This window comes from Bradyrhizobium septentrionale (assembly GCF_011516645.4).
GTDB classification, from domain to species: Bacteria; Pseudomonadota; Alphaproteobacteria; order Rhizobiales; family Xanthobacteraceae; genus Bradyrhizobium; species Bradyrhizobium septentrionale.
The window spans coordinates 34689-45886 of sequence record NZ_CP088284.1 but is presented as its reverse complement, the minus strand read 5'-3'; the positions used below and the strand labels follow the sequence as shown (position 1 = coordinate 45886).

Annotated in this window: 8 protein-coding genes and 4 pseudogenes; 9 read left to right on the top strand and 3 right to left on the bottom strand. The window is 61.5% G+C overall.

Annotation, left to right across the window (positions count from 1 at the left end):
- Nucleotides 1-53: 53 nt before the first annotated feature.
- Nucleotides 54-1118, bottom strand: coding sequence for an IS630 family transposase (locus HAP48_RS00230; RefSeq protein WP_166204319.1), 1065 nt, complete (start codon nt 1116-1118; stop codon nt 54-56).
- Between the two features lie 68 nt (nt 1119-1186).
- On the opposite strand from HAP48_RS00230, the gene HAP48_RS50575 reads away from it, so the two are divergent.
- The 7 genes and pseudogenes from HAP48_RS50575 to HAP48_RS00195 form a co-directional block, all read left to right on the top strand.
- Nucleotides 1187-1534 (top strand): transposase, encoded by a 348-nt coding sequence (locus HAP48_RS50575; RefSeq protein ID WP_029085231.1) that lies wholly within the window; start codon nt 1187-1189, stop codon nt 1532-1534.
- Nucleotides 1531-1875 (top strand): IS66 family insertion sequence element accessory protein TnpB, encoded by a 345-nt coding sequence (gene tnpB, locus HAP48_RS00220; protein WP_165125830.1) that lies wholly within the window; start codon nt 1531-1533, stop codon nt 1873-1875. Before HAP48_RS50575 ends, tnpB begins: the two co-directional genes overlap by 4 nt.
- Nucleotides 1876-1948: 73 nt before the next feature.
- Nucleotides 1949-2428: pseudogene (locus HAP48_RS00215) on the top strand (IS66 family transposase); the annotation flags it as partial.
- An 88-nt stretch (nt 2429-2516) separates the two neighbouring features.
- Nucleotides 2517-3646, top strand: a protein-coding gene (locus tag HAP48_RS00210) for an IS3-like element ISRj2 family transposase (protein ID WP_166204126.1) whose coding sequence is annotated in 2 segments (ribosomal slippage) — nt 2517-2769 and nt 2769-3646 — 1131 coding nt in all. Because the reading frame shifts where the segments join, the coding sequence is not laid out codon by codon here.
- A 468-nt stretch (nt 3647-4114) separates the two neighbouring features.
- Complete coding sequence (locus HAP48_RS00205; RefSeq protein WP_166217187.1) at nt 4115-4627, top strand: integrase catalytic domain-containing protein; 513 nt, start codon at nt 4115-4117, stop codon at nt 4625-4627.
- Between the two features lie 296 nt (nt 4628-4923).
- Nucleotides 4924-5286 carry a hypothetical protein gene (locus tag HAP48_RS00200; RefSeq protein WP_166217184.1) on the top strand — a complete coding sequence of 121 codons (363 nt, stop codon included), beginning with the start codon at nt 4924-4926 and terminating at the stop codon, nt 5284-5286.
- 868 nt (nt 5287-6154) lie between these two features.
- Nucleotides 6155-6415 (top strand): annotated as a pseudogene (locus HAP48_RS00195) (transposase); the annotation flags it as partial.
- Nucleotides 6416-6417: 2 nt separating this feature from the next.
- Here the strand turns inward: HAP48_RS00195 and HAP48_RS00190 are convergent.
- A complete protein-coding gene (locus HAP48_RS00190) occupies nt 6418-7800 on the bottom strand; it encodes an IS110 family RNA-guided transposase (RefSeq protein WP_166217182.1) in 1383 nt (460 codons plus the stop codon).
- 228 nt (nt 7801-8028) lie between these two features.
- Between HAP48_RS00190 and HAP48_RS00185 the strand changes: the two are divergent.
- Nucleotides 8029-8904 (top strand): annotated as a pseudogene (locus HAP48_RS00185) (IS3 family transposase); the annotation flags it as partial.
- Between the two features lie 62 nt (nt 8905-8966).
- On the opposite strand, the pseudogene HAP48_RS00180 reads toward HAP48_RS00185, so the two are convergent.
- A pseudogene (locus HAP48_RS00180) lies at nt 8967-9476 on the bottom strand (ATP-binding cassette domain-containing protein); the annotation flags it as partial.
- 173 nt (nt 9477-9649) lie between these two features.
- Here HAP48_RS00180 and istA point away from each other — a divergent pair.
- The gene (istA, locus tag HAP48_RS00175; RefSeq protein WP_166217180.1) at nt 9650-11191 is read left to right on the top strand and encodes an IS21 family transposase; all 1542 of its coding nucleotides are present in this window, start codon (nt 9650-9652) and stop codon (nt 11189-11191) included.
- The last annotated feature ends 7 nt before the right edge of the window (nt 11192-11198 follow it).

The following is an 11198-nucleotide window of genomic DNA, read 5'->3' as shown; positions in this document are numbered from 1 at the left end:
TGCTGAGTTTGTGAGCCGATGTGAGCTTCTATGTCTGCGCCTAGTACCCAGAATCAGAGCTGAGTGATACGGCGGCCTTTGAAACGGCGTTGACGGACCTTTTTCTTGGTCCAGACGAAGGGCTCGGCTCTGTCGTTGTATGCGTTGACGTAGGCATCGATGTGCTCCTGAAGCTGCGTGAGGCTTGTGAAGGAGGTGCCGCTGAGCGACTGCCCCTGCAAGATCGAAAACCATACCTCGACCTGATTGAGCCAAGACGCACTTGTCGGCGTGAAATGAAATTGCACGTTGGGGTGGGCCTTGAGCCAATGCTCGTTCTTCTTGTGGGTGTTGAGGTTGTCGAGGATGACGTGAAGCTTCCGGTTCGGAAAAGCCGCGGTGACGCTGTTCATGAAGTCGAGAAACTCGACGCGGCGTCGGCGTTTTGAATGCGCCGCGATGATCTTTCCGGTGGCGACTTCGAGCGCCGCAAACAATGTTGTGGTGCCATGCCGCTTGTAATCGTGGCTCTGGCCGGTCAAGGCGCGGCCATTGGGCAACTTCAGATAACCCTGCGCTCGCTCCAAAGCCTGGATCGAGGGCTTCTCGTCCACGCACAGCACAATGGCCTTCGCGGGCGGGGCGACATAGAGGCCGACAACATCGGCGGCTTTGGCCGTAAAGTTCGGGTCGTTGCTCTCACACCAGGACTTACGAGCCGCGAGGTCAATCTTGTGGCTGCGCAGGAACCGCCAGACATATTGGACGTCAACATCGCCCAGCGCCCCGGCCAGCAGGGGCCCGGTCCAGCGTGCGAACCCGTCCGGCGGCGGCTTGTCCAGCAGCTTCAGAATCCGCTTGTCGGTGGCCTTCGTATAGATTGGCTGCTTGCCCGGTCGCGGCTTGTCTTGCAGCCCTTCAAGGCCTTGGTCGGCATAGCGATGCCGCCAAAGGCTGACAATCCGCGGCTGGACCCCAACTTCCTTGGCGATCGACCGAGTGCTGCGTCCATCCGCCGCCAACAGAACTATCCGCGCCCGCTTCAAATCGCGCTGCAACGTCACCGGGGAGCGGCAACACGCCTCAAGCACCTTGCGATCTTTCCTCGAAAGGTGGACTTCTCTTGCTTCGGGTATCATCCCGACCTTGAATCACGACTCACGCTTTAAGAACAGTAGGTACTAGTTCTGGAACTAGAACCTTCCATATGATCGAAGCGGTCGCCGACCGTCTTGAGGGAGCGCCGCGGCAGCTTCGCCGACGCTGGTCGGACGAGTTCAAGGCGCAAATTGTGACAGAGGCGCTGGAGCCTGGCGCGAGCGTCTCGGCGATCGCCCGCCGGATCGGCATTCACCCGTCGCAGCTGTTCGCTTGGCGCCGTGATGCTCGGGCCGAGCGGCATTATCGCTCGCGGCACTCGAGTTGCGAGGGCGTGGTGGCGTCTGTGGCAGGCACAGTGATTGAGATTGCCATTGGCGAGGTCGTCGTGCGTGCCGGCGTGGACGTCGACGAGGCGCACTTGCAGCGAGTGATCCGGGCGGTGCGTTCGGCATGATTCCCTCGGGCGTGAAGGTGTTCCTCGCCAGCCATCCAGTCGACTTCCGCAAGGGTATCGATGGCCTGGTTGCGCTTGTGCGCGATGCGGGCTCAGATCCGTTCGACGGTGCGCTTTATGTCTTCCGGGCCAAAAGAGCCGACAGAATAAAGATCGTATGGTGGGATGGCTCCGGCGTGTGCCTCTATTTAAAACGTCTCGAAAAGGCGAAGTTCTGCTGGCCGCGGATCGGGCATCATCGGGTGCAGATGAATCCTGCGCAGTTGATGGCACTGGTGGATGGAATGGACTGGAAGCGGGTCCGGACCGTGGCGGTCAAGCCGCCGGAGATTGTTGGGTAAAAGCGCTGCGGCGAAGTGAATCAGTGAGCTGAAAAGGCAAGAGAACCGGGGCAAAATGTGCTTGGTCGGGCCAATGACGCCGCCCGATCTCAACCTCCCGAATGACGTAGAGACGCTGAGAGCCATGGTGCTTGCCCTGGCCGAGAGGGCGGCCCGCGCCGATGCTCTGGAGAGCGAAGTCGCCGATCTCAGGGTGCGCAACGCCGATGCCGATGCGCGTATCGAGCGGCTGACGCAGATCCTGAAGGCCTTCGACCGCGCCCGGTTCGGCCGACGATCGGAAAAGCTCGGCTCTGCGAACGGCGACGATGAACAGCAGGCCTTTGTCTTCGAGGAAATTGAGACCGGCATCGCTGCAATCAAGGCCCAGGTCAGCAAGGGCCGTGAGCAAGCGGATGGCAAGCGTGCACCGCGTCGGCGCAAGGGCTTTGCGCCCCATCTGGAACGGATCGAAACCGTCATTGAGCCGGAAGACCTTGCTGAGCATGCCGGCAAGCAGAAGGTGGTGATCGGCGAGGACGTGTCGGAGCGTCTGGATGTGGAGCCAGCGAAGAGAGCTGGCTCCGCAAATTCGGACAGTAGCTTGAGTGGATTTTCTGCCTGACAGCGGCGAGGATTCTTGCTGCGAATCAGGAGCGAAGATGACGAAGAAGAGCCGCCGGATGCATTCTCCGGCATTCAAGGCGAAGGTTGCTTTGGCTGCGGTCAAAGGCGACAAGACGCTGGCGGAGCTGGCGCAACTGTTTGATGTTCATCCGAACCAGATCACGATCTGGAAAAACCAGCTCCTGGAAGGCGCCGCAGGCGTGTTTGGGCATGACAAGGCGTCGGCCGAGACGCCGGTCGATTTGAAGGCGTTACATGCCAAGATCGGCGAGCTGGCGTTGGAAAACGATTTTTTGTCCGGCGCGCTCACCAAGGCGGGCCTGCTGAGCGCAAAGCGATGATCGACCGCGGTCATGATCTTTCTATCGTGCGCCAGGCGAAGGTCCTGAAGCTGGCTCGCAGCACGGTCTACTATGAACCTCGGCCAGTTTCGGCCGAGGACCTTGCCTTGATGCGTCGGCTCGATGAGCTGCATCTCGATTATCCCTTCGCGGGAGCGCGTATGCAGCGATCGTTGCTGCGGCGGGAGGGCGTATACGCCGGTCGCCGCCACATCGCGACGCTGATGAAGCGCATGGGGATCGAGGCGGTCTATCGTCGCCCGAACACGAGTAAGCCGGCACCGGGTCACAAGATCTACCCGTACCTGTTGCGCGGATTGAAGATCGAGCGGCCCGACCAGGCGTGGGCAATGGACATCACCTACATTCCGATGCGGCGTGGCTTCGTCTATCTCGCGGCGGTCGTCGATGTGTTCAGCCGACGGGTCCTGGCCCATCGCGTCTCGATCACAATGGAGGCGGCCTTCTGCGTCGAAGCGGTCCAGGAGGCGTTGGCGAAGCACGGCAGGCCCGAGATTTTCAACACGGACCAGGGCAGCCAGTTCACCAGCCTCGAGTTCACCGATGTGCTGCTGGACGCGAAGATCGCCATCAGCATGGACGGCAAGGGCGCCTGGCGCGACAACGTGTTTGTCGAGCGGCTCTGGCGCACGGTCAAATACGAAGAAGTTTATCTCCGCGCCTACGACAGCGTGTCCGAGGCGCGAGCGTCAATTGCCAAGTATCTGGCCTTCTACAATCAGGGACGCCCTCACTCGAGCCTTGACGGGCGCACGCCCGACGAGGCTTACTTCGGCACGCAAGCTATGGTGATGGCCGCATGACCGTCGCCGACGATTTTGTCGTCGCTCTGGTCGGGCTACGCCCTCCCGACGCAACGACAAAATCGTAAGGCCCCGCGTTCAGCATAACCCGGCAGGAATCCACTTAAATCCCGCGGGGCGCTGTCCAAACAACCGGCGCCAGCTCTTTCTCAGCATTCGCCAACCGGCGAAGGGAAACTCCACCGCCCTTGTAGCGGACGTACATCTTATGACCACATCGTGCGCACCAGGCGATGCCGTGGAGCAGGAGCTCGCCATTGTTGCTAGGCGCGACGCAGGACTTGGGTTGTCGATCTGGATCGCGACGCAGCCGATCGATTTCCGTCGGGGGATGGACCGCCACCATCGATCGCCTGCTCGTCGATGTGAAGATCGCGGCGAGCGGCGTTCAGGCGGCGCCGTGCCGGATTCTATTCGGCAATCAGGCGCGAGGTCCCGATCCGCACGTTCGCTGACTGGAACAGCCCGGTGCCCGGCTTCGGCGAGGTCGACATGGTCGCCCATGGCGGCACGTCGGTGGCTGGCTCGTTCATCCAGACCCTCACGATGGTCGATGTCGCCACCGGCTGGACGGAGTGCCTGCCGTTGCTGACGCGGGAAGGTTCGCTCGTCGTCGAGGCGATCAACCGCGCACAGAGCCTATTCCCCTGGCTGTTGCGCGGCGTAGACTTCGACAACGACAGCGCCTTCATGAACGATGTCGTCGTGCCATGGTGTCGCGAACAGAAGCTCGAAGTAACTCGCTCGCGCGCCTACAAGAAGAATGATCAGGCGTTTGTCGAGCAGAAGAGTGGTGCCGTCGTCCGCCGCCTCATGGGCTATGGCCGCTTCGATGGCGTCGAGACGGCGCGTATGATGGGCCGCCTATATGCGGCGGCACGGCTTTACATCAACTTCTTCCAACCGTCGTTCAAGCTGAAGGAGAAGCGTCGCGAAGGAGCTAAAGTGATCAAGCGCTATCATCTCCCATCGACGCCCTAAGAGCGTGCCTTAGCGCATCCCAAGGTGACCGCGGCCGTGAAGAAACGGCTACGCGATCAGTATCGCTCGCTCGATCCGGTCGCGCTGTTGGCAGAGATTCGCGCGATCCAAGAGGAACTAGGCAATCGCGTCGATCGTCGTGCCGGACAGGCGCGCGGCCCGCAACCCGCTCACACTAGCATCCTGCCAGCGACCGCAGCGACGTTCGCGAAGACGCTCGGCAAGAGCGTGACGGTCGGCGAGCCGCGCGTGCTACACACCGGCGAACTCGTCGACCCTATAAGACCAGAGTTCGCATGCCGTCCAAGCTCGACCCGCATATTGCCGCGATCGAAGCGTGGCTCGCAGAGCAGCCGCAGCTGACGGCACTCGCAATTGTCGGCCGGCTGCGCGAGAAACACCCCGAGGAGTTCGGAAAGAGACAGCATTCGATTGTGCAACGTCTGCTGAAGGCGCTCAGACGAAGGGCTGCCGAACGGTTGGTCGCCCAGGGCCCGCTCGACGACGCCACAACCGCTGCCCCATGGCCCGGGGCTGTGGACGGCCCGGGCTATGTAGGGCCCGACCCGCCCACAGCCCCTCTCGTCGAGCAAGCCGGAAAAGCCACTTGGCGCGGCCAATCCTTCAAGGTCGTATCGACCAGTACGATGGCGCCATGAGGGTAACATTCGCTAATGCGGCAATACGCGAGCCAAAATTGGACACGCCGATTGACAAAGCGAACGTCCTTCTGTCGTTCCCGCGTGGATAGGAGGGACCGGCTTACCGTCATCAACGCCGTTTGAGGCAATGCGGTTTTGGCAACGATTTCGCCTGTAAGCGTCCCGAGCTTATCCTCAACGTGGACCGCCCCCTATATATCCACCTATTGCGGCGGCTGCCATCCCAACAACGCCGACAATTGCAAACACAACCCCCCAAAGCACGCCTCCCGAAGTAGCAGATGCTTCCTCAGGAGTTAGTTCAGTTAGACCCAAGGCTGAGATATCGGCCTTCATTGCTGTGTCCTTTCCAAATCTTAGGATGAGTGAGCGATGCCGGCTGGCAAGAAAATCAAGAATCGTGCCAACTGCATAGGAACAGCCCAGAAAAGCGTTCTGCTATCTATTCAACGGCTTAACTGAGTGCGGCGGCACGCCGGCCGAACATCACCGTGTCACGGACGCGACAAAACGCCCTTACTAACCTACTCCGAGGCCCTCCGGCACGTGCAGGCTCAAGAGGCCAAGGGCAACATGGTGGCCTGGGTCATCGATCGCGCCGGAGCAGGCGCCACCAAATAGGAATGGTGATCACGCATCGGTCTGCAATTGATCGTAAGGCCGGCTCAAGCGCCTTGATTTGCACTGACGTCTATTTTGATCACGGCGTGTACCGACGCAGCCTCCACTTTTCCAACAATGCGTAGAAGCTGGCCTCAAACGCCTGCCGATCAATGACAGAGCCGGCCCCGGAATTCTGCACAGGGCGATAAGTGGAGTTTCTGGCTGACAGCGGGCACGCTGTGCCTGCGAATCAGGAGCGACAATGAGCAGAAGAACACGCCGGAACCACACACCGGCCTTCAAGGCGAAGGTGGCGCTCGCCGCCGTGAAGGGCGATCGAACGCTGGCTCAGCTTGTCGAGCAGTTCGACGTCCACCCCAATCAGATCACGGCGTGGAAGGCTCAGCTTGAAAGCAAGGCCGCCGATGCGTTCGGTCCCGGCGGCGGCTCCGGAGCGGAGCAAGCAGCCATCGACGTGAAGTCGCTGCACGCCAAGATCGGCGAACTGACGCTGGAGAACGATTCCTAAGAAACGGCAGCATCTACTTTCGGCTCCAAGGGATGGAGAACAAAGCCGAATGCCTTGGCACGCCGATGCAAATTGTTGACCACTCGCATCCGGTAACGCGTCTCGTAGGACGAGGCCCCGGGATCGACATAGTCCATTCCGTATCGCACAGCATTGTAGAACAGAACTGCGATCTTCCGGGCCGTGGCGGTCACGGCCTTGGCCTTGCCGATGCGCGCTGAGAGCCGTCTATAAAAGGCGCCGAGCGCAGTGTCTGTACGACCCACGGTCACGGCAGCAAGGCGCAGAAGTGCCGCCGCTCGGCCGCCGGATCGGCGCGTTCGGGACGAGAGCATTTTGCCGCCGGAGACCTTGTTGCTCGGCGCCAGTCCCAGCCAGGAGGTAAAATGCTTTGCACTTGGCCACGAGGAGAGGTCGTCGCCGCATTCAGCGATCAGCTTCAGCGAGAGGTAAGGACCGAGGCCGTCGATCGCGGTGAGGTCCTTTCCGAGCAACGCGAACAGCGCCTCGCGGACATCGAAAGCTGGAGCGTTCGCCTGATCGGTTCGATTCCGACGCCGCGAGACCCGCGGCGCTGATCCGTGGCCATGCCCCCGATGGAAGCTCAGTTCCTTCAACACGGCTTCAATTCGGGCGTCGCAGGCAGATGCCTTCTCGTGGTAGGCGTCGTAAAGCGCAAGTGCCTGCTCGAGCGCAAACAGATGCTCGGCGCGGTAGCTTCCGGTGAGCGCCTTCGCGATCGTCTCGGCGCTGGAGCGGCAACTATAATGGCGCAAGCACGCCAGCGCCTCAGGATCGCGCTCGCCGGCAAGGATCGCCCGTATGATACGCAGGCCGGTCACGCCGGTGATGTCGGTGACGACGTGGTGCAGCTGAAGATTCATCTCCGTCAAGGCCTTCTGCATATGCTGGATGTGTGAGGCCGCGTACTCCAGCAGACGCTCGCGCTGACGCACGTAGGCTCGCAGCTCGGCAATCTGCCCTTTGGGCCGAAAGCTGGCCCGCAGCAACCCGAATGAATGGAGCCGCTGCAGCCATTGCGCATCGCTGACATCGGTCTTGCGCCCCGGCACGTGCTTGGCATCGCGCGCGTTGACAAGAAACACGTTAAATCCCCGGGCATCGAGAAGCTCGAAGATCGGAATCCAGTAGACGCTGGTCGATTCCATGACGACAGTCTCGACGCCGCATTCAGTAAACCAGTCGACTAGCCGATGCAGATCAGCCGTGAAGGTACCGAAGCTGCGGACTGGCTCCGGTGCGCGATCTGCCCTCACGGCAGCCATGTGCATAGTCGCTCCGACGTCGATGGCAGCCGCGTCCGGGTGCACCATCTGCATCTTACCTCCGTTCCTCGACTTCGATCTTTTGGGGTTCATCTCTAATCCTCCTGCTGACGGCGGCGGAAGGGCTGGGCTGCGCTATACGTCAGATTCCTAAACGGGATCGCCGGATGGCGTCACCACTCTCAAGTGCGCGACAACCCATGGACCAGGTTTTTTAACGGGGTCACGTGCCACCAAAATCGTATCGGCCGCTCCCTCCCGGTCGGCAATCTAGCGCCGGTCCGTTTCTATCCCACAGGGGGAGCGCATCGCCGCGCATAGTTTTTTAGAAGGAGCGCTCACCAAGGCGGGATTGCTGAGCGCAAAGCGATGATCGACCGTGAGCACGAGCTGTCGATCACCAGGCAGGCGGAGGCTTTGAACATCAGCCGCGGCAGCGTGTACTACCTGCCGCGGCCGGTGCCGGACGCCGACCTTGCGATCATGCAGCGCCTCGACCGGCTGCATCTGGAGTTCCCTTTTGCCGGCTCTCGCATGTTGCGAGGGCTGCTGGCTGCCGATGGGTGCAAGATCGGCCGTCGGCATGTGAAGACGTTGATGCGGCGGATGGGGATAGAAGCGCTCTATCGCCGTCCACGCACGACAAAGCCCGAGCCGGGCCACAAGATCTACCCGTAGCTGCTGCGCGGGATGGAGATCACGCGGCCGAACCAGGTGTGGGCGATGGACATCACCTACATCCCGATGGCGCGAGGCTTCGTCTATCTGGCGGTTGTGCTCGACTGGTTCAGCCGCCGCGTGCTGTCGTGGCGCGTATCGATCACCATGGAGGCGGCGTTCTGTGTCGCGACGCTTCAGGATGCCCTGGCTCGTCACGGCAAGCCGGACGTCTTCAATACGGATCAGGGCTCGCAGTTCACCGGACAGGCTTTTACCGGCGTGCTCGCCGACAACGGCATTGCGATCAGCATGGACGGCAAGGGAGCCTGGCGGGACAACGTGTTTGTCGAACGGCTATGGCGCAGCGTCAAATACGAGGAGGTGTATCTGCGGGCCTATGACAGCGTCAGCGAGGCCCTCGCGTCGATCGGCCGATACCTCGACTTCTACAACGGTCGGCGCCCGCATTCGAGCCTTGACGGCGTCACCCCCGATCAAGCCTACTTCAACCCGCTGCCACTCCGCTTGGCAGCCTAACCATGGCAGAGGCTCCACTTATCGACGCGGAAAATCTGTTCAGACAACCGGAGCCAGCTCAGTACCGCAGCGACAACTTTACGCAGGGATTCAGTCGAGAGGTCCTGGAGGTCATGCGGGCCGATCCGGATACATCCACGCTCAAGCGGATAGAGATTCTGCACCAGCGCTGCAAGGGAGCTCTTGCCTGAGCCGCTTTTCCCCACCACGGCCGTCATCTCGCCTCGGCGGAAGGTGATGCTGAGATGCTGGAAAAGCTCAGGCTGCGCGCCATGGCGAAACGTGACGTTCTCCAGGCAGATATCGCCAAGTTCGGACTTGGTGGCATCGATGCTGCCACCGCTTGCCGGCTCCAGGTCGAAGATCTCGAACAGGCGATCCGCGGCGATAAACGCATCCTGAGCGATCCGATTGGTTTGGATCAGGCTGGCAACCGGCCGGGTAATATAGCCAAGCAGCGTATAGCAGGACAGTAGTTCGCCGGGCGTGACGCTCTGATCGAGGACAAGCGTCGTACCGAACCACATCAGCACGACGGTGAATAGGTTTGAGAGGAGGGTTGAGGCATTGTCTGCATGTTTCGCGGGATCGTGAGCACGGATTTCAGGGGATCGTGAGCAGAGATTTCAGACGATCGTGAGCACGGATTTCGCGGGATCGTGAGCAGCTTTTCAGCGGCTCAGCCCGCTTCGGCCGACAACTCAACCGGCTTAGGAACTGCCTCGTCAGTGAACGAGGAAGGCCGATGCCCACCCAGAGATTGTCGATGCGCCGGATCAAAGAGGTTCTCCGCTTAAAACATGTTCAAGGCTTGCCGGAGCGAGCCATCGCGCGCACCCTGGGCATCAGCAACGGAGCCGTGCACAGCTATCTGCGCCGAGCCGGGGCTGCCGGACTGAACTGGCCGTTGCCGGTCGGAATGACCGACGAAGACCTGGAGCTGCTGCTTTTCCCTGCGCCGAGGCCTGCGTCACAGAGCCCACAGCGGCCCGTTCCCGACTGGGGCTATGTCGACAAGGAGCTGCGCCGGCGCAACGTGACCCGCCGGCTGCTGTGGGACGAGTATCGCGCCAGCCATCCCGATGGATTCGGCTACACATGGTTCTGCACGACCTACGAGGCCTGGAAGGGGCGAGCCCGGCCTTCGATGCGGCAGACCCATCTGGGCGGCGAGAAGGTTTTCGTGGATTTCGCCGGCGACACCATCGACGTCATCGCCCCCTCAAGTGGGGAAGTGCAGTCGATGAAGCTGTTCGTCGCAGCGATGGGCGCCTCCAACTATACCTACGCCGAGGCCTGCCCAAGCGAGGGGCTCGCCGACTGGATCCGGGTCCACATCAACCTTTTCGCCTTCCTCGGCGGCGCGCCGACATTCGTGGTCTGCGACAATCTCAAGGCCGCCGTCACCAATCCCGACCGCCACGATCCTGGCCTCAACCGAACCTATGCCGAGATGGCGAGCCATTACGGCACGGCCATTCTCGCAGCCCGGCCGCGGCGCCCAAAAGATAAGGCAAAGGTCGAAGTTGCGGTGCAAGTCGCCCAGAGATGGATTTTGGCGCGGCTGCGCAACCAACGCTTCTTTTCGTTGGCGGAGCTGAACGCAGCCATCAAAATACTCGTCGTCGAACTCAATGCCCGGCAGATGCGCGACTTTGGCGCCAGCCGCGCCGAACTGTTCTCCGAACTCGACAAGCCCAAGCTCACAAAGCTGCCGGATCAGGCTTACGCTTTCGCGCGCTGGAAGCGATGCCGGGTCGGCCCCGACTATCATATCGAGATCGATGGACACTGGTATTCCACGCCATATCGGCTCATCCGTGAGCTTGTCGATGCCCGCATCGACGACAGGACGGTCGAGATCTTCCACAACGGCCGCAGGATCGCCAGCCACGCCCGCGCGCCCAACCGGCGGGGCCACACCACCACCGCCGACCACATGCCCAGCGCCCATCGGCGCTACGGCCAATGGACGCCCGCCGGAGTGATCGCCGCCGGCGAGCGGATCGGTCCGTCGACCGCCGCCTTCTTCCAGGCCGTGATCGCGGCCCGGCCGCATCCCGAGCAAGGCTTTCGCACCTGCCTCGGCATTCTGTCGCTGGCCAAAAGCTACAGCGCCGAGCGCGTCGACGCGGCCTGCCGGCGCGGCATTCTGATCAAGGCGCGATCCGTCGCCTCGATCCGCTCCATCCTCCAGAACGGCCTGGATCGCACCTTTCTCGACGAGCCCTCCGAACCCCAACCCCTGCGCCACGGCAACATCCGCGGCCGGGATTATTTCCACTGAAGCCAAG

Bases quoted from the DNA above. Each gene is read 5' to 3' on its own strand.
- HAP48_RS00230 (WP_166204319.1), bottom strand. From the start codon at position 1,118: ATGATACCCGAAGCAAGAGAAGTCCACCTTTCGAGGAAAGATCGCAAG.
- HAP48_RS50575 (WP_029085231.1), top strand. From the start codon at position 1,187: ATGATCGAAGCGGTCGCCGACCGTCTTGAGGGAGCGCCGCGGCAGCTT.
- tnpB (WP_165125830.1), top strand. From the start codon at position 1,531: ATGATTCCCTCGGGCGTGAAGGTGTTCCTCGCCAGCCATCCAGTCGAC.
- HAP48_RS00200 (WP_166217184.1), top strand. From the start codon at position 4,924: ATGCCGTCCAAGCTCGACCCGCATATTGCCGCGATCGAAGCGTGGCTC.
- HAP48_RS00190 (WP_166217182.1), bottom strand. From the start codon at position 7,800: ATGAACCCCAAAAGATCGAAGTCGAGGAACGGAGGTAAGATGCAGATG.
- istA (WP_166217180.1), top strand. From the start codon at position 9,650: ATGCCCACCCAGAGATTGTCGATGCGCCGGATCAAAGAGGTTCTCCGC.